This window comes from Micromonospora sp. NPDC049240, from assembly GCF_040647835.1.
GTDB lineage: Bacteria > Actinomycetota > Actinomycetes > Mycobacteriales > Micromonosporaceae > Micromonospora.
The window spans coordinates 19,580-41,330 of the sequence record NZ_JBEZCX010000016.1; the positions used below are offsets into that span (position 1 = coordinate 19,580).

Consider the following 21,751-nt stretch of genomic DNA (forward strand, 5'->3'; position numbering starts at 1 on the left):
ATACGTGGTGTTAAGCGGGGCCCCCTGCTCTGCCGGAGGCGTTAACAGGGGGCCCCTCCTTTCAGTTCTCCGGGGTGTCGCCGTGGCCGCGCGGGTGCCGCCAGCGCTCGTTCGGCTGGTCCTCGCGCGGGGCGCCGAGGATCGTCTCCTCCGGCTCGTCGGTCTCCTCGAAGCTGGGGCGGCGCACGTCCTCCGGCTCCGGCACCACCACCGGCCGGGCGCCGGACTGCGGCGCGGGCTGGTACTCGACGGCCTCCCGGGCGCCGTGCGCGCCCTCGGCGGCCGGCGACTCCTTCGCGTACCGGACGTGGTGGAACTCCTCGGCGAAACTCTGCGGCGGCTTGGTGGTGCGCTGGGGCAGGTCACGGCCGAGGTCGGAGACGAGCGGGCCGTACTTGGCGTCGAACGCCGGCCGCTCCGAGCGGATCCGGGGCATCCGGTCGAAGTTGCGCAGCGGCGGCGGGCAGGTGGTGGCCCACTCCAGCGAGTTGCCGAACCCCCAGGGGTCGTCCACGGTGACCATCGCGCCGTACCGCCAGGACTTCCAGACGTTGTAGATGAAGAACAGCGTGGACGCGCCGAGCACGAACGACCCGACGGTGGAGATCTCGTTGAGCCCGGTGAAGCCGTCGCTGGGCAGGTAGTCGGCGTACCGGCGGGGCATGCCCTCGTTGCCGAGCCAGTGCTGCACCAGGAACGTGGCGTGGAAGCCGAGGAACATGGTCCAGAAGTGCATCTTGCCCAGCCGCTCGTCGAGCAGCCGGCCGGTCATCTTCGGGAACCAGAAGTAGATGCCGCCGAACGCGGCGAACACGATGGTGCCGAAGAGCACGTAGTGGAAGTGCGCCACCACGAAGTACGAGTCGGTGACGTGGAAGTCGACCGGCGGGCTGGCCAGCAGCACGCCGGTCAGGCCGCCGAGCAGGAACGTGACCAGGAAGCCGACGGCGAACAGCATCGGCGTCTCGAACGTGAGCTGCCCCTTCCACATGGTGCCGATCCAGTTGAAGAACTTCACCCCGGTCGGCACCGCGATCAGGTAACTCAGGATGCTGAAGAACGGCAGCAGCACCTGGCCGGTGGCGAACATGTGGTGCGCCCAGACCGCCATCGACAGCACCGTGATGGCGAGCGTGGCGAGCACCAGCCCGGTGTAGCCGAAGATCGGCTTGCGGGAGAAGACCGGGATGATCTCGGTGATGATGCCGAAGAACGGCAGCGCGATGATGTAGACCTCGGGGTGCCCGAAGAACCAGAACAGGTGCTGCCACAGCATCGGCCCGCCGGTGGTCGGATCGTAGACGTGCGAGTGCAGGATCCGGTCCGAGGCGAGCGCGAACAGCGCGGCCGCCAGCAGCGGGAACACGAAGATCACCAGAACGCTGGTGAGCAGCAGGTTCCAGGTGAAGATCGGCATCCGGAACATGGTCATGCCGGGCGCGCGGAGGGTCAGGATCGTGGTGATCATGTTGACCGCGCCGAGGATCGTGCCCAGACCGGAGACGGCCAGCCCGACCACCCACATGTTCGCGCCCACGCCCGGCGAGTGCTGCGCGGTGCTCAGCGGCGTGTACGCGGTCCAGCCGAAGTCCGCCGAGCCCTGCGGCGTGAAGAACCCGCCCACCGTGATGGCCGCGCCGAAGAAGTAGAGCCAGTACGCGAACGCGTTGAGCCGGGGGAACGCCACGTCCGGCGCGCCGATCTGCAACGGCACCAGATAGTTGCCGAACCCGAACACCATCGGCGTCGCGAACAGCAGCAGCATGATCGTGCCGTGCATGGTGAACATCTGGTTGTACTGCTCGGGGGAGAGCAGTTGCATCCCCGGCCGGGCCAGCTCGGCGCGGATCAGCATCGCCATGAAGCCGCCGATGATGAAGTACGCGAACGACGTGCCCAGGTAGAGCAGGCCGATCAACTTGGCGTCGGTGGAGCGCAGCAACCGCCACAGCGAGTTGCCCTTCACCGCCTCCCGGACCGGGCCGGGATATCCGCCGAACCGGGCCGGCGCGAGGATCGCCGGCCCCCGGTCGTGTGCCGGATCCGTGACTACTCGCTTGGGCATCGCATCTCACCCCAGGTGACGACAGACAGGACGGGCGCGCGTACCCGTCCCCTCTGCCCATGAAACCAGGCGAGAGCGGAGAATTCGGTCAGTTTGCCGGGAGCATGGCCCAGACGACCTTGCCGGCGCCGACCGGCGTGCTGCCCCACCGCTGGGTCAGCTCCCGCACCAGCATCAGCCCCCGGCCGCCCTCCGCGCGGGGATCACGGTCGGTCGCCGCGTACGCCTCGGCGGGGCTGCCGTCCATCACCGCCACCCGCAGGTACGGTCGGCGCAGCGTCAGCGTGACGTGCATCGGCGTGCCGGCGTGCCGGACCACGTTGCCGACCAGCTCGCTGAGCACCAGCGAGGCCGGACCGGCCAGTTCCGGCACGTTCCACCGGCCGCACGCCTCGGTGACCAGCTCCCGGGCCCGCCGGCAGGCCCCGGCGACCGGTTCCAGCCGGGCCCGCAGCCGTGGTGACGCCGCGGTGCCGGCCAGCGCCGTCGCCTCCGCGCAGTCCCGGCGCACCGGCACCACCCGGCAGGCGGTGGTCTCGCTCAGCCAGGCGGCGGTCTCCCGGGGCGGGGCGGAGAGCACCATCGGCACCGCCGGCCAGTCGGCCGCCCGCCGGGCCGCCGCCGCGAACACCGACAGCGCCAGCGGGTCGGTGACGTCTATCTCCTCCAGGTCGACCACGAGCGCGTCCGGTTGCGCGGCGAGGCAGCGGTCGAGCACCTCGTGCACCGCACGCATCGTGCCCAGGTCGAGCGCACCGGCCAACCGTACGACGGTGACCGGGGACTCGTCGCGGACCTCGCACCTGATCCGGGTCGACATCGGGCCCTCGTTTCCAACTCGTCGGGAGGCTCTCGACGTACCCGCCCCCCGGACCACCGAAACCGGCCATCCGGCGCGTGCCGTCGCAGGTCACGCTGGCGGCGCACCGCAGCCGCGCCGGGACGGTCAGCGGCGGTGGTGGTGGTCGCGGCGGCCGGCGAGCAGGCCCAGCGTCAGCATGGCGGCGCCCAGCAGCAGGTGCAGCCAGGTGTCGGCGCCGTTCACCGCCAGCACGTTCGCCTCGGTACGCCGGTCGACGGCCAGGCCGAACAGCCAGAGCACCAGGTAGACCGCGCCACCGCCGAGCAGGAACGCCCGGGCGCCGGCGACCGTCCGGGACAGCAGCAGGCCGGCGACGCCGAACGCCAGGTGGACGACGTTCTGCACCACCGACACCTGGAACAGCCCGAGCAGTCGGGCGCCGGACGCCGGTCCGGCGAACCGCAGGTCGGCGAAGGAACTGGTGACGCCGGGCACGAAGCCCAGCACGCCGAGCAGCAGCAGGAGCACCGCGACGCCGGAGGCGGCCCGGCGCACCGGCGCCCGGCCGTCGGCCGGGTTGCGCCGCGCCCGGGAGTGCGCCATCGAGTTGGTCACGCCGGCCTCCTCGCCACCGCGGGGAAGCCGACGATTTCCCCGGCCCACCGGCGGCAAACGCCGGCCCACCCGCGCCGAAGGCCGGGCCACGCCGGCCCACCGGCGGCAGACGCCGGCCCGGCTACGGGAGGGCGGCCGGGCCGGCGGTGGTGCCGTCGATCAGGCGGGCTGCAACGGTCGTGCGGCGCCCTGTCGGACCCGGTCGTAGAGCGCGACGTAACGCTCGGCCATCCGGGCCGGGGTGAACCTGTCGGCCGCCTCGCGCCGGCACTCGTCGGCGTCCAGCCGGCCGGCGGCGAGCACCAGGTCGCCCAGCTCGTCCTCGTCGGCGGTGAGCAGGCCGGTGCGGCCGTGCTCGATCAGCTCCGGCAGGCAGCCCCGCGAGGTGGCCACCACCGGAGTGCCCAGCGACAGGGACTCGACCACCGCCGTGCCGCCCGGCTCCTCCCAGCGCAGCGGGAACAACGACGCGCGCGCGGAGGCGACCAGGTCGTCGCGCTCCTGCCCGGCCACCGTGCCGACCCAGCGCACCCGGTCACCGTCGACGTACGGGGCGACGTGGTCGTGGAAGAACCGCACGTCCGGGTTCTGTCGCGCCTCGTCACCGGCCGCGGCCAGGTCCTCCGGGCGGTGGTACGGCCCGACCGGGCCGGCCAGCACCAGCCGGAAGCCGGCCTCCCGGGCCAGTCGGGCGCCCAGGTCCTGCCCCTTCCCCGGGTTGATCCGACCGAGGATCACCACGTGGTCGCCCTTGGGCGTCGCCGGGCGGCGGTCCGCGTCGACCGCCAGCGGGGTGGACAGGTGCACGTGGCCGACCGAGTGCTCCCGCAGCGCGCGGGGAGCGCGGGCGAGCTGCGAGGCCGACACCCCGTTGACCCGCACCCGGTCCCCGCCGTCGAGGTTGCCGTACAGCTCCGGATGCTTGGCCAGGTCCCAGTGCAGGGTGTGCAGCACCGGCGGCGCGTCCGGGCCCATCGCGGCCAGCGTGGCCAGCCCGACCGCCTCCACGTGGTCGTGCACCAGGTCGATGTCGTCGCGGGCGTGCACCGCCCGCACCACGTGCGCCAGGTGCGCCTGGGACACGCCGCAGACCTGGTTGTACGGCCGCTGCAACGCGTGGAACTGCCCGTCCGGGAAGACCGCGATCTTCTCGTCGACCGGCAGCGTGCTGCTCTGCACCGAGGCGAGCACCACCCGGACGCCGAGGCGGCGCAGCTCCGGCACCAGCGTGGCCACCACGTTCTCGATCCCGCCGTATCCGGGCGGTGGCACGGACAGCCACGGCCCGGCGTTCATCAGCACGGTGAACGTCATGCGCTGCCTCTTCTCTCGGCTGTCGGATTCACGCGGCGACCCGGCGGCGCGGGACGCGGTGCCGCAACTGGGCCAGCGGCGGGCGTTCCTCGACCGAGACGTCGTTGACCACGATCTCCCGGTCCAGGTTGGGCAGCGCCTCCGAGCCGCCCCGACGGAACTGGGTGAGCAGCGGGGTCGGCATCGTCCCGGGCGTCGCCCAGCCGCGCCGCTGCAGCCGGGACCAGGCGGTCAGCATGATCTGCGCCGACATCCGGCCCAGCGCGGCGGTGTCCTGGTGCCGGTGCTTGCGCTCGCCCAGGTCGACCTGGGCCAGCGCGTCCAGCCCGACCAGCTCCAGCAGGTCGATGAGCATCGCCGTCTCGACGCCGTACCCGGTGACGAACGGCACCCGCTCCAGCACGGTGCGGCGGCCCGCGTACTCGCCGGCCAACGGCTGCACGAAGCCGGCCAGCTCCGGCCAGAACAGGTTGAGCAGCGGTCGGGCCATCAGCTCCGTCACCCGGCCGCCGCCGTCGGGCTCGACCCCGGTGGCACCGACCAGCGGCCGGTGGTAGAAGCCCTTGACGAACTCCACGCTCGGGTCGGTGAGCAGCGGCCCGAGCAGCCCGGTGACGAAGTGCGGCCGGAACTCCCGCAGGTCGGCGTCGATGAACGCGACCACGTCCCCCTCGGCCGCGGCCAGCCCGGCCCACAGCGCGTCGCCCTTGCCGGTCAGCCGCGGCAGCCCGCGCGTCATCGCGTCCTGCCCCACCACCTCGGCGCCGGCCGCGCGGGCCACCTGGGCGGTCCGGTCGGTGGACCGGGAGTCCACCACGATCAGCTCGTCGACGAGCGGCACGCGGTCCATCAGGTGCTCACGGACGGTCGACACGATCGCGCCGACCGTGGCCTCCTCGTTACGCGCCGGCAGCACCACGCTGACCCGGCTGGTCCCCTTGGCCCGCACCAGCCGGTCGGCCGGCCAGTCGCCGGCCGCACTGGTGCGGTACGTGGCCCACGCCTCCACCACAGGTGAGACGATCGAATCTGATTCCCGCACGGGCACCCCCCATTAGTTGCGGAATCGCAAGTATGTGTTTCCCAGTTCTGAACCCGCGCTAACCGATCCTGCCCACCGCTGTGATCACGGGGATGAACGTCACGTTGCGCGCGAGGTCGCGTTTGCCGCGTCAGCACCGGGGGGAGTGCTGTCCGCAGTCTTTCAGTCACGTCGAGAGGGCGGCAGCATGCGGGTGGGACTGGTCGGGGCCGGTGGGGTGGCGCAACGCCACGCCCGGGTGCTCACGGGCTTCGAGGACGTGGAACTACTCGGCGTGACGGACGTCGCGCCGGAGGCGGCGGAGGCGCTCGCCGGCACGTACGGCGGCCGGGTCTTCGCCGACGTGGCCGAGCTGCTCGCCGCCGGCCCGGACGCGGTGTACGTCTGCGTGCCGCCGTTCGCGCACGGCCCGGCCGAGGAGGCGGTGATCGCCGCCGGCGTGCCGATGTTCGTGGAGAAGCCGGTCGCGGTCGACCTGGAGACGGCCGAGCGGGTCGCCGCGCTGGTGGAGCAGCGCGGGCTGCGCACCGGCGTCGGCCACCACTGGCGCTACCTGCGCGTGGTGGAGGAGGCCCGGCGGCTGCTCGCCGACCGTCCGGTGCGGATGGTCAACGGGGCCTGGCTGGACAAGGTGCCGCCGGTGGCCTGGTGGGCACGGCGGGACCGGTCCGGTGGTCCGGTGGTGGAGCAGGCCGCGCACGTGCTCGACCTGATCCGGGTGCTGGTCGGCGAGGTCACCGAGGTGACCGCGTACGGCGACGGCACCCCGCCGCCGGTCGACGGCGCCGACATCGACTCGGTGACCGCGGCCACGCTGCGGTTCGCCTCCGGAGCGGTCGGCACGCTCGCCGCGGCCTGCGTGCTCACCTGGAAGCACCGGGCCGGCCTGGAGATCCTCGCCGACGGGCTGGCGCTGTCGCTGGCCGAGGACGGCCTGACGATCTCCGACGCCGACGGCGAGCGGCACGTGCCCGCCGACCCGGACGACGCGCGGGTCGCCGTCGACCGGGCGTTCGTCGACGCGGTCCGGGGCGTCGGCGACGACGTGCGCGTCCCGTACGCCGAGGCGCTGCGCACCCAACGGCTGGCGCTCGCGGTGGCCGAGTCGGCGCGGACCGGCCGGCCGGTGGCGCTGCCGACCGGCCCGGCGGCCCGGCCCACCGCCGCGGTGGCCGACGCGGGGGTGACCGTCGATGCGTGACCGGGTGGTGGTGGTCAGCGGCCCCGGCCGGGTCGACCTGGTCGAGCAGGACGCGCCCGAGCTGCGCGAGGGCACGTTCCGGGTGGAGACGCTCTACAGCGGCGTCTCCGCCGGCACCGAGCTGAGCTACGTCAAGGGCACCAACCCGTACCTGCACGTCACCTGGAACGCCGGTCTCGGCCTGTTCCAGCCGGGCGGGGCGAGCACCCCGTACCCGGTGACCCGGCTCGGCTACATGCAGGTCGGTCGCGTGGTGGAGAGCCGCACCCCGGCGGTCGCGGTGGGCACGGTCGGCGCGATGACGTACGGGCACCGCAGCGGCTGGGTGGCCGATCCGGTCGCCGAACGGTTCGTGCCGCTGCCCGACGACCTCGATCCGCTGCTCGGCGTCTACGTGGCGCACATGGGACCGATCTGCGCCAACGGTCTGCTGCACGCCGCCGCCGACCTGTGCGGCACCGACGTCCGGACGCTTGGCGACGGGGTCCGGGGCCGCCGGGTGGCGGTGGTCGGCAGCGGCGTCGTCGCGCTGCTCACCGCGCTGTTCGCGCGCCGCCACGGGGCCGCCTCGGTGGTCGTGGTGGACCCCACCCCGGCCCGCCGGCAGGTGGCCGAGGCGCTCGGCCTGGAGACGCTCGACCCGGAGGCGGACGACCCGGCCATGGTGCTCAAGACGCGGTGGAACCACGCCGCCGGGGACCGCGGCGCGGACGTGGTCTTCCAGTGTCGCGGCCAGGACTGGGCGTTGCAGCTCGCGCTGCGGCTGCTGCGGCCCCAGGGCACGGTGATCGACCTGGCGTTCTACCAGGGCGGCGCGGACGCGGTCCGGCTCGGCGAGGAGTTCCACCACAACGGACTGTCGCTGCGCTGCGCGCAGATCGGCCGGGTGCCGCGCGGGCTGGCCCCGACCTGGGACCGGGAGCGGCTCTCCGCGGAGACGGTGGAGCTGCTGCGCCAGTACGGCGACCAGATCCGCAAGCATCTCGTCTCCGCGGTGGTGCCGCTGGACGAGGCGCCGGCGCTGCTCACCGACCTGGCCGAGCGGCGCCGCTCGGAGTTGCAGGTGGTGCTGACCGGCTGACCGGGGCACGACCCCGGCCGAACCCGGTGCGGTGCCCGGCTACCGTTCGGTCATGACCGCCGACGCCGGCCCGACGCCGGGACTCGCCGCTCTGCTGCCCTACCTGCGCGCCCACCGCGGCACCCTCGTCGCGGTGGGCGCGTTGTCGCTCACCGGGGCCGCCGCCGCGCTGGCCCAACCGCTGCTCACCCGCACCGTGCTGGACCGGATCACCGCCGACCGCCCGGCCGCCCCGCTGGTGGTGGCGCTGGTCGCGCTGGTGCTGGTCGGCGCGTTGCTCGGCGGGCTCCGCGACTACCTGTTGCAACGCACCGCCGAAGGGCTCGTGCTGGGCCTCCGGCGGCGGCTCGCCGGCCACCTGCTGCGCCTGCCGATCGCCGAGTACGACCGGCGCCGCACCGGCGACCTGCTGTCCCGGGTGGGCGCCGACACGACGTTGCTGCGGGCGGTGGTCACGTCCGGCCTCTTCGAGACCGTCACCGGGGCGGTGATGGTGGCCGGCGCCGGCACGGCCATGCTGCTGCTGGACCCGCTGCTGTTCGGCGTGACGCTGGCGTCGGTAGCGGTCGGCGTGGGGTTCGCCGTCACGGTCGCCCGCCGGGTGCGCGGGCTGTCCCGCCGCGCCCAGGAACGCGTCGGTGAGATGACCTCGGCCGTCGAGCGGGCCATCTCCGCGGCGCGGACCATCCGGGCCAGCCGCGCCGAGGAACGGGAGACCGGCACGGTGGTGGCCAGCGCGACGGCGGCGTACGACGCCGGGCAGCGGGTGGCCCGTGCCCAGGCGGTGGTGGGACCGGTCAGCGCGGTCACCGTGCAGGGCGCGTTCCTGCTGGTGCTGGCCGTGGGTGGGGCGCGGGTGGCGGCCGGGGCGATCAGCGTGGGCGACCTGGTCGCGTTCGTCATGTTCCTGTTCTTCCTGGTGCTGCCGCTGGGCCAGGCGGTGCACGCGTACACCCAGTTGCAGAGCGGGCTGGGCGCGCTGGCCCGGATCGAGGAGATCCTCACCGTGCCGGGCGAGAGCGCCGGCGACCGGCCCGGGCGGGTGGACGTGCCGGCCGCCGCCGCGCCGGCCCGGGTGGAGTTCGACCGGGTCGGCTTCGGTTATCCCGGTGGCCCGCCCGTGCTGCACGAGGTGAGCTTCACGGTGCCGGCCGGCACCCGCACCGCCCTGGTGGGCCCGTCCGGCGCCGGCAAGTCCACCCTGCTGGCGCTCGTCGAGCGCTTCTACGAGGCGGGCGAGGGCGCGGTCCGCCTGGACGGCGTGGACGTGCGGGAACTGCCCCGGGACGCGCTGCGCGCCCGGCTCGGCTACGTGGAGCAGGAGGCGCCGGTGCTCGCCGGCACGCTACGGGACAACCTGCTGATCTCCACGCCCGGCGCCACCGACGACCGGCTGCGCGCGGTGCTCGACGAGGTCAACCTGGGCCACCTCGCCGACCGGACCGCGGACGGGCTGGACGTGCAGGTGGGGGAGGGCGGCGTGCTGCTCTCCGGCGGGGAGCGGCAGCGGCTGGCCATCGCCCGGGCGCTGCTGGCCGGGCCGCCGGTGCTGCTGCTCGACGAGCCGACCAGCAACCTCGACGCCCGCAACGAGGCGGCGCTGCGGCGGGCGATCGACGCGGTGGCGGTGCGCCGTACCCTGCTGATCGTGGCGCACCGGCTCTCCACGGTGGTGGACGCCGACCAGATCGTGGTGCTCGACGGCGGCCGGGTGGTGGCGGTCGGCACCCACGACGAGTTGACCACCACCAGCCCGCTCTACCGGGAGTTGGCCGCCCACCAACTGCTCGTGGCCTGATCCGCCCGGACGGTCGGGAACCGGTCGGGCCGGTGATTTCCGGACACGGTCCGGCTCCGACGGTGGGCGGGGGTCACAATCGGCTGCGGTTCGCGTACCGTTGCGGCTCATGGGTGTGTCGCAACGGTTCAAGACCAGGTTCCGCCGGTTCCTCCAGCGCCCGGGGACGACGGTCGACCTGGCCCCGCTGGAGAAGCTGCTGCCGGCGATCGAGTCCCGCGAGGCCGAGCTGGAGCAGCTCTCCGACGCCGAGCTGACCGAGGCCGCCGGCCGGGCCGAGAAGTACGAGGAGATCTGCGCGATCGGCCGCGAGGCGGCCCGCCGCGGGCTCGACCAGCGCCCCTACGACGTGCAGCTGCTCGGCGCCATGGCGCTGCTCTCCGGCAAGGTCGCCGAGATGGCCACCGGTGAGGGCAAGACGCTCACCGCGACCGTCGCCGCGTACGGGCACGTCCGGCTCGGCAACGGCCCGGTGCACGTGCTCACCGTCAACGACTACCTGGCCCGCCGCGACGCCGAGTGGATGCAGCCGGTCTACACGCTGCTCGGGCTCACCGTCGGGTGGGTCAACGAGGCGTCCACGCCGGAGGAGCGCCGTGCCGCTTACCGCTGCGACGTCACCTACGTGTCGGTCAGCGAGGCCGGCTTCGACTACCTGCGCGACCAGCTCGTCACCGACGTGGCCGAGCGGGTGCAGCCGCCGCTGAAGACCGCGATCGTGGACGAGGCCGACTCGATCCTGATCGACGAGGCGCGGGTGCCGATGGTGCTCGCCGGCGCGGTCCCCGGCGAGCAGGACCCGGTGCACGCCGCCGCCGCGCTGGTGCGTGGCCTGCGCAAGGGCAAGCACTACACGGTGGCCGAGGACGGCCGCAGCGTGGCCTTCACCTCGGTCGGTCTGGCCACGGTCGAGGCGAAGCTCGGCGGCATCGACCTCTACGACGAGGAGCACGTCGGGCAGCTCTCCGCGGTGAACGTGGCGCTGCACGCGCACGCGCTGCTGCACCGCGACGTCGACTACATCGTGCGGGACGACTCGGTCGAGCTGATCGACGAGATGCGCGGCCGGGTCGCGCAGCGCCGCCGCTGGCCGGACGGGCTCCAGGCCGCGGTCGAGGCGAAGGAGGGGCTGGACGCCAGCGCCGAGGGCGAGGTGCTGGGCACCGTCACCGTGCAGGCGTACATCGCGCTCTACCCGACCGTCTGCGGGATGACCGCGACCGCGGTGCTCGTCGGCGACCAGCTCCGGGAGTTCTTCGGCCTCGAGGTGGCGGTGATCCCGCCGAACACCCCGTGCGTCCGGGAGGACGAGCCGGACCGGATCTACGCCACCCGCGCCGAGAAGGAGGAGGCGCTGGTCGACGAGATCACGCGCTGCCACCGGGCGGGGCGTCCGGTACTGGTCGGCACGCTCGACGTGAAGGAGTCCGAGGGGCTGGCCGCCGCGCTGCGCGCCGCCGACGTGCCGTGCGTGGTGCTCAACGCCAAGAACGACGACGAGGAGGCCGGCATCATCGCCGAGGCCGGCGCGCACGGCTCGGTGACGGTCTCCACCCAGATGGCCGGCCGGGGTGTCGACATCCGGCTCGGCGGCAGCGACCAGTCCGACCAGGAGCGGGTCGCCGAACTGGGCGGCCTCTACGTGATCGGCAGCGGCCGGCACGACAGCCGCCGGGTCGACGACCAGCTTCGCGGCCGGGCCGGCCGGCAGGGCGACCCGGGCGGCTCGGTCTTCTTCGTCAGCCTGGAGGACGACCTGGTCGTCCGGCACGCCGGCGACACCGTGCCGGCGTCACCCCGGATGAACGCCGACGGCCTGGTCACCGACCCGCAGGTGGACTACGCGGTCGAGCACGCCCAGCGGGTCGCCGAGGGCGTCAACCACGAGATCCACCGCAACACCTGGCGTTACAGCCACGTGATCGAGCAGCAGCGCAAGGCGCTCGCCGAGCGGCGGGAGCGGCTACTGACCACCGACATCGCCGCGCTGATGCTGTTGGAGCGGGTGCCGGAGAAGGCCGGCGAGATGGACGAGGACCTGCTCGCCGAGGTGTCCCGTTCGATCGCGCTCTACCACCTGGACCGGCTGTGGGCCGAGCACCTGGCCGAGCTGTCCGAGGTTCGGGAGGGCGTGCACCTGCGGGCGCTGGGCCGGCTCGACCCGCTCGACGAGTTCCACCGCAGCGCGGTGCCGGCGTTCAACGCGTTGATGCCGGAGATCGAGACGCGCACCATCGCCACGTTCGAGGAGACCGAGTTCGACGAGGGGTGGGAGCCGGACGCGTCGAAGCTGGTGCGGCCGAGCGCCACCTGGACGTACCTCGTGCACGACAACCCGTTCGGCTCGGAGCTGGACCGGCTGATCGCCTCGGTGGGCCGGCGGCTCATCTCCGGGTCCCGCTGACCCGGCGCGCAGGCCCCTTCCAGCCGAGTACGGCCGGAAGGGGCTTTTTGCGCGGTTTCGAGGTCGGTCGGCGGGGGTAGTAGGCCGAGGCTCCGTCGAAGAGAGGACGAACATGGCACAGGCAACGGCGCCGGACGGGAACACCGCGCGGACGGACGCGGGGGCGGTGGGGGCCGTGGTGCGGTGAACCTCGACACCCGTCTACCCATGACCGAGGACCTGGGCGTGCTGGAGACCGCCGCGCTGCTGCGCGAGTTGACCGCCGGCCTGATCGGTGTCGCCGAGTTCGACGAGGCGCTGGACCGCCTGGTCCGGATCGCCCGGGACGCGGTGCCCGGCGTGGACTGCTGCGGTTTCACCGCGCTGCGCGCCGGCGAGCCCGCCGGGGTGGCCGCCTCCGACCCGCGGTGCGCCGAGCTGGACGACCTGCGGCACGGCCCGGACACGCCGGCCCTGACCGCGATCCGCCGCCGCGAGATGATCATCGCGGGCGGGCTGGCGGAGGAGTCACGCTGGCCGACCTGGAGCATCCGCGCCCGCGCGCTCGGCGTGCACGGTGTGATCTCCGCGCCGGTCGACGTGGACGAGCAGGTCATCGGCGCGATCAACCTGTACGCGTCGGCACCCGGCGCGCTCACGCCGAGTCACCAGCTCACCGCGATGCTGCTCGCCGAACACGCCGGCCTGCTGCTCGCCGCGGTCCGCGACCGGGAGCGGGCGGCCGCCCGGGCCGACCAGCTCGACGGCGCGTTGCTGGCCGAGGGAGTGATCGGGCAGGCCGTCGGGGTGATCATGACACAGCGGGGCTGTCCCGCGGCGGAGGCGCTGGGCGTGCTCCGCAGCGCCGCGTCCTCGTTGGACATCCCGCTGCGCGAGGTGGCCCAGCGGCTGGTGCTCACCGTCTCCCGTCCCCGGGACAACTGACCGACAGTCGTTTCGTCCCACCGGGGGTCGGGTAGCACCCTGGACTGGTGAGCCGCGCCGACGTGGGGAGGACGCGATGGAGAGCCGACTTCGGGTGCACGGGCACCCCATCCAACCGATGCTGGTGACGTTCCCGTTCGGGCTCTTCGTCAGCGCCGCGGTGTTCGACCTGGCCGACGTGGCGGGCGGTCCGGCCTTCCTCGGCGAGGTGGGCTACTGGACGGCGGTCGCCGCGCTGGTCGCCGCCGGGCTCGCCACGGTCGCCGGGCTGGTCGACCTGTGGGACGTGCGGATCGGCCGCGCCAACCGGACCGCCATCACGTTCAACCTGGTCAACGCCGTGATGGCGGCGATGTTCCTGCTCACCTGCCTGATCCGGGCGCACGCGCCGCAGCGCGGCGCGACCGGTGGCCAGCTCGCCACCGAGCTGGTGGCGCTGGCGGTGGGCGCGGTCGGGGTGGGCCTGGGCGCGCGGCTGATGCAGCAGTCCGACCGGGGCCGCGCCGCCGAGCCGACCGGCCTGGAGACGATCCCCGGCGCCACCGTCGAGATCGTCCGTCCGCGCCCCTTCTGACCACCACCGAGCCCTCGCCTCCATGGTTTCGGTGAGGCCACTCCCGGGCGTGTCGCGGCGGGGAGAGTGGACGAGGTGAAACCGGTATGCCTCCTGGTCATAATTATGACCAGGAGGCATACCGCATACCGGGCCGCGTCTCCCCCGGGCTGTGACTCTGTGTAACCGCACCGCCGGACGCGCCGTCACGCTTGCCGGGTGCCGGGTGCCGGGTGCCGGGTGCCGGGTGCCGGGTGCCGGGCGGTGGGCGCCGGGCGGCGCGAATCCGAGCAGGCGGGCCCGCCGAGATCGGAGCCCGGGCACGGAAATCGTGTTGCCGGCCGTCGTCGACCGACGGCAGGCTCGGGCCCATGGTCACCGAACGCGGGTTCGACGAACTGGTCGCCGAGGCCGAAGCGGCGCCGGTCGAGGGATGGGGCTTCTCCTGGCTGGCCGGGCGGGCCACCGAGGAGCGCCCGCCGTGGGGCTACGCCCGTCTCGTCGGGGCCCGGCTGGCGGCCGTCGACGCCGCCCTGGACATCGACACCGGCGGCGGCGAGGTGCTGGCCGAGGCGGCGTCCGCGCCGCCACCGCTGCTGGTCGCCACCGAGGCCTGGCCGCCGAACGTGCCGGTGGCCCGGCGCAACCTGAGCCGCGTCGGTGGTCACGTCGTCCGGGTCGGCGACCGGCCGCCGCTGCCGTTCCGCGACGCGGCGTTCGACCTGGTGGTCAGCCGGCACCCGGTGGACACCCGGTGGGACGAGGTGGCCCGGGTGCTGCGCCCAGGCGGCAGCTTCCTCTCCCAGCAGATCGGCCCCGGCACGGTCCGGGAACTCAGCGAGGCGATCCTCGGGCCGCTGCCACCACCGGAGCACCGTCACCCGGAGCACGCGGTCGCCGCCGCCGAGGCCGCCGGACTGACCGTGGTGGACCTGCGGACCGCCACGCTGCGTACCGTCTTCCAGGACATCGGCGCGGTGGTCTGGTTCCTGCGCAAGGTGGTCTGGACCGTGCCCGGCTTCACCGTCGGCCGGCACCGGGCCGCGCTGCGCCGGCTGGACGAGCGGATTCGGGCCGAGGGGCCGTTCGTGGCCCACGCCCGGCGGTTCCTCATCGAGGCGCGTCGCCGCTGACCGGGCGGTGCGCGGCGGCGTGGTGCGCGGCCAGCACGTCGGCGCCGAAGTCGCCGGCCGGGCGGCGCAGCACGGTGTGCGCGTGGTTGCCGTCGTCGGTGGTGTTGTCGTACTCGATCAGCAGGTCGTCGCCCTGCACCCGGTAGTAGTGCCGCCGGCCCGGCTCCACCGGCCCGGCCCAGGCGAAGTGCAGCTCACCGCCGTCGAGTCGGGCCGCCTCCTGGGCGGCCAGGTCGGCCGGGAGCCGGTCGAGGTAGAGCGCGACCAGGCGGTCGAGCAGCGCGCGCCCGCTCGGCCCGAGCCGGCCCCGGGGCACGCCGAGCGGGTCGAGCCGGCCGGGCGCGGTGGCCCGGGTGGCGCTGATGATGTCGGCCGGGGCCTCCTCGGCGATCACCGCGGCGGCCCGCCCGCCGGGGCCGAGCGCATCCAGCAGCTCGCGGGCCAGGTCCTCCTCCGGGCCCAGCGGCCGGGAGACCGGGCGGCCGGCGTGCCGCACGGTGGCCGGGTTCGCGCCGAGGAAGATCGGGGCGGGGGAGACCTGGTCGTCGGCGACCGTCATGCTCACCGACAGGTGGTGCCCCTCGAACCGCCACGCCCAGCGGTCGTCGCGGGCCGGGTCGCCGAAGATGGCGACCCAGTAGTCGCCGCTGTGCCGGCCGCGCCGCCAGCCCTCCGCCCGGTCCAGCACCTCTTCGAGCGCCACCACGGTCATGGCCTGCGCGTACGCGGCGGGGCTGAGCGCGGTGGCGAGCAGCCGGTGGGCGGCCTTGCGGGCGGCGACGTCGAGGTCGGCGACCGGGACGCCGGGCCGTGGCCGGGGCCGGTACTCGAGCCACCGGCGGGCCGGCTCGTCGTCGAACTCGTGCCGGGCGCGTCGCCGGGCCGGCTCGTCCAGCGCCGCCAGCAGCGCCGTGGCCGCGGTGCGCATCTGCTCGGGTACGGGATCCTCCACCGCACCTGTATACGCCCCGCGCGGCGGCCCCGGGTGCTCAGTCGCGCCCGAGCTGCGTCAGCATCTCCGGCAGCGTGAAGAACCGGGCGGTCTCCACCGCCGAGGGGGCGCCGTGGTCCGGGTCGGCGCCGGCGTCGAGCAGCGCCCGGACCGCTGCCGCGTTCTGCCGGAACACGGCCGCGGCCAGCGCGGTCTGCCCCCGGTCGTTGACCCGGCCCGGGTCGGCGCCACGGTCGAGCAACGCGGCCACGGTCTCCGGCCGGGCATGGTAGGCGGCCAGGATCAGCAGCGTGTCGCCCTTGGCATTGGTCAGGTTGACCGGCAGTCCCGCGTCCACGTTGGCCGCCAGTTCCGCGGTCTCGCCGGCGCGGGCCAGGTCGAACATCCGGTGGGCGAAGGCGACGGTCTCGGCGTCCAGTTCGTCGGGCACCCGCCCAGGTTGGGGCGTCGCGGCCGGCGCCGCCTGGTAGCTTGCGCAGCCGGCACGGGAGGCGAGATGGACGATCGGGTCTACGTGGGCAACGCGGCGGTGGACGGGGCGACCGACGCGGGGTGGCTGCTGGGGCACTTCAAGCCGGCCGGCGACGTCCGGCACAGCGCCGAGGTCGAGGTGAAGTGGGGCGTGCACCCGGCGGGGGAGACCCGGTCCCGGTGGGCCACCGGGGAGCGGCGTACCGCGCTGCTGGTGCTGATCAGCGGCGCGTTCCGGGTCGAGCTGCCGGACCGGACGGTGGTGCTGCGCGCGCCCGGGGATTACGTGGTCTGGGGCCGGGGCGTGGACCACTCCTGGTACGCCGAGCGGGCGTCCACCGTGCTCACCGTCCGCTGGCCCTCGGTGCCCGGCTACCGGGTGGACCCGCCGGTGGTCCGCTGACCGCGTCCCGCCATGTGGTATTACCTACTAAACCTATAGGCTTTGCCGTCTAAAGTGTGTGAGCACGCTCCGCCCCGCACCGTGAGGACGCTCCGCCGATGACCAGCTCCGACCCGACCGACCTGCTCACCGTCGCCGCCCGTTGGGTCGACCCGGCCGGCTGGCCGGTGCCGCTGTGCTTCGACCGGTCCGAACGGTGGTACGCGCGGCTGCACGCCGACGCCGCGTACGAGGTGTGGGCGCTGAGCTGGCTGCCCGGACAGGGCACCGACCTGCACGACCACGGTGGTTCGTCCGGCGCCTTCCTGGTCGTCGCCGGCGTGCTCGTCGAGGAGACGGTCAGCGGTGGCCGGCTGCGTCCGCACCGCCTCGCCGCCGGCGCCGGCCGGCGCTTCGGCGCCCGGCACGTGCACCAGGTCACCAACCGATCCGCCGAGCCGGCGGTCAGCGTGCACGTCTACCGGCCGGCGCTGCGCCGGATGACCCGCTACCACCTCGACGCCGGCCGGCTCCGGGTCGCCGAGGTGGCCGAGGCCGGCGTCGCGTGGTGAGCCCGGCGACCCCGCCCCCGATTCCCGCCGAACGGAAGGACGCCATCATGGCGCAGAACCCCGCCCCCGCCGAGAGCTGTCCGGTCCCTCCGTCCGGCTCGCGCGGCATCGACGAGATCCTCGCCGCCGCCCGCGCCCGGCTGCGTCGCCTCGACCCCGAGCAGGCGCACCTCGCCCACCGGGGCGGCGCGCTGCTCGTCGACATCCGCCCGGCCGGCCAGCGGGCCGCGCACGGCACCGTGCCCGGCGCGCTCACCGTCGAGCGCAACGTGCTGGAGTGGCGCTTCGACCCGCGGTGCGCGGCCCGCCTGCCGCAGGCGGTCGACTACGACGTGCCGGTGGTCGTCCTCTGTCAGGAGGGCTACACCTCGTCGCTGGCCGCCGCCGCCCTCCAGGACCTCGGCCTGCACCGCGCCACCGACGTGGCCGGTGGCTTCGCGGCCTGGCGCATCGCCGGCCTGCCCACCCTCGGCCCCACCCCGCCGCCCCGACCCTCGTCCACCGCGCCCCCGGTCACCGCCGGCCGGGCGCTCCGCTGACCGTCCCGCCGCACCCGGCGGGGCGGGGCGACCGCCCGCACAGGAGGCTCCCATGTCCGTCGTCGCCCTCAACACCCGTCCGGCCCGTACCGGCCGCCCCGACCGGGCGCCCGCGCCCCGGCCGCGTACCGCACCGACCCTGACCATCACGCTCGACCTGAGCGCCGGTCCGCTCACGCCCGGCCTGGCCCGGCTGGCCGACCTGCTGGACGAGCTGGCCGCCTCCGGGGAGGGACTGGTCCGGCCGGACGAGCACCGGGCCGCCCGGGCCGTGCTCGACCTGCGCCGCGTCCCCGCGGCACCGGCCGAGCCGACACCGGCGTCACCGGCCACCGGGCCGGGCGGGATACGCCTGCTCACCGGCACCCGACGGGTCCGGCACGGCGGCGTCGAGGTCGGCCTGACCCGGATCGAGTTCGACCTGCTGCTCTTCCTCGCCGAGCACCCGCGCCGGGTCTTCACCCGGCTGCAACTGCTCAGCAACGTCTGGGGCTACGAGCACGCGGTGGCCCGCACCGTGGACGTCCACATCCGGCGTCTGCGGGCCAAGTTCGGCCCGGACACGCCGCTGGTGACCACCGTCTACGGCGTCGGGTACCGGCTCGCCGACGACGCCCCGATCGAGGTGGACCGCGACGCCTGAGCCGGCCCGGACCGACCCGCGGCGCACCCGGATTCCGGGTGCGCCGCGTTCACGTCGCCGTCGCGCCCGCCACAGTGAACCGGCCGGGGACCCCCGATACCGGCGCGTGTCGTCGCTCTGCTGTAATCAACGGACCTCGTACGCAGAGCGAGCACTCGGCTCCGATGTGTTCGCCAATTGTCACATTCATGCAACGCAGTGGCCCCTTGACCCTCGCACAAGCGCCGGGAAGCATCGATGCAGCGGCGTCCCGGGCCGTGGGGAGATACCCGGACCAGCCAAGGAGGACCATGTCGGTCAGCCCCGCCTCGTCGCGCGCCGGATGGCATACGTCCCAACCCGCGGTCCCCGGCCGTCCGCCCGGCGGCCAGCGTCGCCCCGCCAACGCCGCCACCCCCGTGCTCACCGTCACCCTCAACATCCCGCTGGCCTGCGAGGAGTCGCTCACCCCGGCCGCCCGCCGGCTCCTCGACGCGGCCCGTGAGCTGCTCGAAGGCGGCGACGCGGTGGTCAGCACCGGCCCCGCCGGCGCGGACCGCCGGCCCGACGTGCCGGCCGGACGCAGCCCGGCCCGTCCGCTGGCCCCGACCATCCCGACGCTGCACATCCTGGCGTCCTCCCGGTCGGTGCTGCGCGACGGCGAGCCGCTGCCGCTGACCCGCCTGGAGTTCGACCTGCTGCTGCACCTGGTCGCCCATCCGCGCCGGGTGTTCACCCGGCTGCAACTGCTCAACGCGGTCTGGGGGTACGAGCACGCCGGCGTCCGCACCGTCGACGTGCACGTACGCCGGCTGCGCGGCAAGGTCGGGGTGGACGTCCCGCTGGTCACCACCGTCTACGGCGTCGGCTACCGGCTCGCCGACGACGCCCGGGTGACCATCGACCGCACCGGCTGACCACCGCGCCCGCCACCGTCGACCGCGCACCGGACGGAGCCCCGACCGCCCGGATGCGAACCGGTGGTGGACCGACGCCGCCGGCCGGGCAGGATGGACGGATGCGCGTCCGCCCGATCAGCCCCGACCGGCTCGTCGCCGAGCTGACCGGTCGCCTCGCCCGCACCGAGGCGTCCGGCCGGTTACGGGTCGCCGTCGACGGGCCGCCCGCCGCCGGGCCGGACGCGCTCGCCGCCGCGCTCGTCGACCCGCTGCGCGCCGCCGGCCGGCCGGCCCTGCACGTCCGCGCCGCCGACTTCCTCCGCCCCGCCTCGGTCCGCCTGGAGCAGGGCCGCACCAACCCGGACGCGTACTACGAGGGGTGGCTCGACGAGCCTGGCCTGCGCCGCGAGGTGCTCGACCCGGCCGGCCCGGACGGCACCGGCCGGGTGCTGCCGTCGCTCTGGGACGCCGACGCGGACCGGGCCAGCCGGGCCGCGTACCAGGATCTGCCGGCCGGCGGGGTGGTCCTGGTCAGTGGCGCGTTGCTGCTCGGCGGCACGCTGGCGTTCGACGTCGCCGTGCACCTGGTGCTCTCCCCGGCGGCGCTGGCCCGGCGCACCGACCCGGCGTGGCGCTGGACGCTGCCGGCGTTCGCCCGCTACGCCGACGAGGTCGACCCGGCCTCCTTCGCCGACGTGGTGGTCCGCGCCGACGACCCGCGCCATCCGGCGCTCGTCGAACGGGCCTGACCAGGCGGTCCGAACTCACGGGAAAGTGCCAGGAAATCTCCGGTTTGGCCCGCCGGGGGCAGGGGTAATCGCCCGGCTCACAGAGCACGGGCGATCTCGCCCGTGCGTTCCCGTTCGGACCGGGCCGTCGGCGTCGCCGCCAGGGCCGGGTCGAGCCGCAGGAAAGGCAGGCAGCGATGCTCGTCCACGACACGACAGCCACGGGCCGCTCCCAGGCGGAGGCCGACCAGATCCGGCAGTCCCTGCGGTCCCGGTACGACGAGCTGACCGCGGAGTACGACCAGGCCGTGATGCAGAGTCAGGTGCTGCGGCTGGTCGAGGTCGGCGACACCGCCGGCGACGACCAGGCCGACAGCGGCACCAAGACCGCCGAGCGGGACACCGCCCAGTCCCTGCTGCGCACCATCCTGGACCGACGGGCCCAGTTCGAGCGCGCGTTGACCCGACTCGACGAGGGCACGTACGGCTTCTGCGAGGGCTGCGCCGCGCCGATCCCGGTGGAGCGGCTGGAGATCTTCCCGTCGGCCACCTCCTGCGTGGCCTGCAAGCAGACCCGCGAGCGACGCGCGGCCTGAGGTTCCGCGCACTCACCCGCTCCGGGTGAGGCCGGCTCACCCGGCCGCCGCGCAGCATGGACGGTGCGCGCGGACGCACCGGCCCGCGCGCCCCGACGAGGAGGTGGGGTCATGACGGTACGGGTGGTGGCGGATCGACGCCGCGGCGGCGTCCTGCACGTGGTCGGCAGCGCCGACGTGCCGGAGCGGCGCGGGCGGCCCGGCCGGTTCAGCCCGACCCGGCTGTGGCGGGGGCCCAGCGGCCCACCGCGACGCGCCGACGACCGACGCTGGGAGACCGACACCCGGGGGTGAGCCGGATGGCTGAGCAGTTGATGTCCGCGTTCGAGTCCTCGCTGGACAAGACGAACGTGATCCTGAAGGAGATCGAGTCGGCGTACGGCTGGCCGCCGGAGCGCCGCAACCAGTCGTACGCGGCCCTGCGCACCGTGTTGCACCTGCTGCGCGACCGGTTGCCGGTGCCGGAGAGCGCCGAGTTCGCCCAGCAGTTGCCGGTGCTGCTGCGCGGCATCTACTTCGACGGCTGGCAGCCGGAGAACGTGCCGATCAAGCTCAACCGCGACGACTTCCTCTACGAGGTCCGGCAGGGCTTCCCGTACGACGTGTCGGGCGGCGCGCAGCGGGTGGTGCAGGTGGTGCTGGACACGCTGCGCCGGCACGTCACGCAGGGCGAGTGGCAGGACGTGAAGTCCGCCATGCCGCGAGACCTGGCTCAGCTCATTCCCTGAGCCGGCGCCACCCCGGTCCGTCCCGCCCCCTCGGCGGGGCGGGCCGTCGGCGTCCGGGAGACCGGCAGCCCGGCCCGCCGGGCCGACCGGGCCGGCCGCCTTCGCCAGCGAACCGTCCGTGCGCCCGGGTTCGGGCGTCTACGGTGGGGTTAGAGACGATCGGACGTGGGGTACCACCCGCTGCACACGGACCCCGGGAACAGGCGGGGCGGCACACCGAGGGAGCACCCATGGCTTTGAACGACGACGACATCCAGACCAGCGGCGGCAGCGGCCTGGAGGGCCCGGCCGACGGCGGTGCGACCCCGGGTCAGCACGACGGTGGCGCGG

At 74.4% G+C, this 21,751-nt stretch carries 23 protein-coding genes; 16 read left to right on the plus strand and 7 right to left on the minus strand.

The genetic code is table 11. The features are described from left to right. Window positions 1–61 precede the first annotated feature (61 nt). From ctaD to AB0B02_RS23580, 5 genes are all read right to left on the minus strand, one after another. Complete coding sequence (gene ctaD, locus AB0B02_RS23560) at window positions 62–2,065, minus strand: cytochrome c oxidase subunit I (RefSeq protein WP_281940652.1); 2,004 nt, start codon at window positions 2,063–2,065, stop codon at window positions 62–64. Window positions 2,066–2,153: 88 nt separating this feature from the next. Continuing rightward, on the minus strand, window positions 2,154–2,885 hold the full coding sequence (locus AB0B02_RS23565; RefSeq protein WP_281940654.1) for an ATP-binding protein: 732 nt from the start codon (window positions 2,883–2,885) through the stop codon (window positions 2,154–2,156). A 126-nt stretch (window positions 2,886–3,011) separates the two neighbouring features. After that, window positions 3,012–3,470 carry a DUF4383 domain-containing protein gene (locus tag AB0B02_RS23570; protein ID WP_281942638.1) on the minus strand — a complete coding sequence of 153 codons (459 nt, stop codon included), beginning with the start codon at window positions 3,468–3,470 and terminating at the stop codon, window positions 3,012–3,014. Between the two features lie 171 nt (window positions 3,471–3,641). Beyond that, window positions 3,642–4,796 (minus strand): glycosyltransferase, encoded by a 1,155-nt coding sequence (locus tag AB0B02_RS23575; protein ID WP_281940656.1) that lies wholly within the window; start codon window positions 4,794–4,796, stop codon window positions 3,642–3,644. A gap of 28 nt (window positions 4,797–4,824) precedes the next feature. Further along, a complete protein-coding gene (locus tag AB0B02_RS23580; protein WP_357303748.1) occupies window positions 4,825–5,805 on the minus strand; it encodes a glucosyl-3-phosphoglycerate synthase in 981 nt (326 codons plus the stop codon). A gap of 220 nt (window positions 5,806–6,025) precedes the next feature. Between AB0B02_RS23580 and AB0B02_RS23585 the strand changes: the two genes are divergently transcribed. From AB0B02_RS23585 to AB0B02_RS23615, 7 genes are all read left to right on the plus strand, one after another. Beyond that, on the plus strand, window positions 6,026–7,039 hold the full coding sequence (locus tag AB0B02_RS23585; RefSeq protein ID WP_281940657.1) for a Gfo/Idh/MocA family oxidoreductase: 1,014 nt from the start codon (window positions 6,026–6,028) through the stop codon (window positions 7,037–7,039). Further along, window positions 7,032–8,120, plus strand: coding sequence for a zinc-binding dehydrogenase (locus AB0B02_RS23590; RefSeq protein ID WP_357303537.1), 1,089 nt, complete (start codon window positions 7,032–7,034; stop codon window positions 8,118–8,120). The genes AB0B02_RS23585 and AB0B02_RS23590 overlap by 8 nt, the downstream gene beginning before the upstream one ends. A gap of 52 nt (window positions 8,121–8,172) precedes the next feature. Further along, window positions 8,173–9,918 (plus strand): ABC transporter ATP-binding protein, encoded by a 1,746-nt coding sequence (locus tag AB0B02_RS23595; RefSeq protein WP_281940660.1) that lies wholly within the window; start codon window positions 8,173–8,175, stop codon window positions 9,916–9,918. A 109-nt stretch (window positions 9,919–10,027) separates the two neighbouring features. Further along, window positions 10,028–12,322 carry an accessory Sec system translocase SecA2 gene (gene secA2 / locus AB0B02_RS23600; RefSeq protein ID WP_281940662.1) on the plus strand — a complete coding sequence of 765 codons (2,295 nt, stop codon included), beginning with the start codon at window positions 10,028–10,030 and terminating at the stop codon, window positions 12,320–12,322. A 183-nt stretch (window positions 12,323–12,505) separates the two neighbouring features. Then, window positions 12,506–13,246: a GAF and ANTAR domain-containing protein gene (locus AB0B02_RS23605; RefSeq protein ID WP_357303542.1), complete on the plus strand. Its 741-nt coding sequence runs from the start codon at window positions 12,506–12,508 to the stop codon at window positions 13,244–13,246. Window positions 13,247–13,322: 76 nt separating this feature from the next. After that, window positions 13,323–13,820, plus strand: coding sequence for a DUF2231 domain-containing protein (locus AB0B02_RS23610; protein WP_357303545.1), 498 nt, complete (start codon window positions 13,323–13,325; stop codon window positions 13,818–13,820). A 350-nt stretch (window positions 13,821–14,170) separates the two neighbouring features. Further along, window positions 14,171–14,932 (plus strand): class I SAM-dependent methyltransferase, encoded by a 762-nt coding sequence (locus AB0B02_RS23615; protein ID WP_281940668.1) that lies wholly within the window; start codon window positions 14,171–14,173, stop codon window positions 14,930–14,932. Here AB0B02_RS23615 and AB0B02_RS23620 read toward each other — a convergent pair. Both AB0B02_RS23620 and AB0B02_RS23625 read right to left on the minus strand, forming a co-directional pair. Beyond that, the gene (locus AB0B02_RS23620) at window positions 14,910–15,884 is read right to left on the minus strand and encodes a DUF3500 domain-containing protein (RefSeq protein ID WP_357303548.1); all 975 of its coding nucleotides are present in this window, start codon (window positions 15,882–15,884) and stop codon (window positions 14,910–14,912) included. The two genes, AB0B02_RS23615 and AB0B02_RS23620, sit on opposite strands and share 23 nt — an antisense overlap. A gap of 37 nt (window positions 15,885–15,921) precedes the next feature. After that, on the minus strand, window positions 15,922–16,314 hold the full coding sequence (locus AB0B02_RS23625) for an ankyrin repeat domain-containing protein (protein ID WP_281940672.1): 393 nt from the start codon (window positions 16,312–16,314) through the stop codon (window positions 15,922–15,924). Window positions 16,315–16,380: 66 nt separating this feature from the next. Here AB0B02_RS23625 and AB0B02_RS23630 point away from each other — a divergent pair, with 66 nt between their 5' ends. The 9 genes from AB0B02_RS23630 to AB0B02_RS23670 all read left to right on the plus strand — a co-directional run bounded on the left by AB0B02_RS23630 (window position 16,381) and on the right by AB0B02_RS23670 (window position 21,421). Then, window positions 16,381–16,758 (plus strand): signal peptidase I, encoded by a 378-nt coding sequence (locus AB0B02_RS23630; protein WP_357303552.1) that lies wholly within the window; start codon window positions 16,381–16,383, stop codon window positions 16,756–16,758. A 98-nt stretch (window positions 16,759–16,856) separates the two neighbouring features. Beyond that, a complete protein-coding gene (locus tag AB0B02_RS23635; RefSeq protein WP_281940675.1) occupies window positions 16,857–17,309 on the plus strand; it encodes a cysteine dioxygenase family protein in 453 nt (150 codons plus the stop codon). 47 nt (window positions 17,310–17,356) lie between these two features. Continuing rightward, window positions 17,357–17,848, plus strand: coding sequence for a rhodanese-like domain-containing protein (locus AB0B02_RS23640; protein ID WP_281940676.1), 492 nt, complete (start codon window positions 17,357–17,359; stop codon window positions 17,846–17,848). Between the two features lie 52 nt (window positions 17,849–17,900). After that, complete coding sequence (locus AB0B02_RS23645; RefSeq protein WP_281940678.1) at window positions 17,901–18,491, plus strand: winged helix-turn-helix domain-containing protein; 591 nt, start codon at window positions 17,901–17,903, stop codon at window positions 18,489–18,491. A gap of 290 nt (window positions 18,492–18,781) precedes the next feature. Next, on the plus strand, window positions 18,782–19,387 hold the full coding sequence (locus tag AB0B02_RS23650) for a winged helix-turn-helix domain-containing protein (RefSeq protein WP_281940679.1): 606 nt from the start codon (window positions 18,782–18,784) through the stop codon (window positions 19,385–19,387). A gap of 101 nt (window positions 19,388–19,488) precedes the next feature. Then, window positions 19,489–20,118: a uridine kinase gene (locus AB0B02_RS23655; protein WP_281940680.1), complete on the plus strand. Its 630-nt coding sequence runs from the start codon at window positions 19,489–19,491 to the stop codon at window positions 20,116–20,118. A 176-nt stretch (window positions 20,119–20,294) separates the two neighbouring features. Then, complete coding sequence (locus tag AB0B02_RS23660; RefSeq protein WP_281940681.1) at window positions 20,295–20,693, plus strand: TraR/DksA C4-type zinc finger protein; 399 nt, start codon at window positions 20,295–20,297, stop codon at window positions 20,691–20,693. Window positions 20,694–20,804: 111 nt separating this feature from the next. Then, a complete protein-coding gene (locus tag AB0B02_RS23665; protein WP_281940683.1) occupies window positions 20,805–20,987 on the plus strand; it encodes a hypothetical protein in 183 nt (60 codons plus the stop codon). Window positions 20,988–20,992: 5 nt separating this feature from the next. Further along, window positions 20,993–21,421 carry a DUF2267 domain-containing protein gene (locus tag AB0B02_RS23670; protein ID WP_281940685.1) on the plus strand — a complete coding sequence of 143 codons (429 nt, stop codon included), beginning with the start codon at window positions 20,993–20,995 and terminating at the stop codon, window positions 21,419–21,421. The last annotated feature ends 330 nt before the right edge of the window (window positions 21,422–21,751 follow it).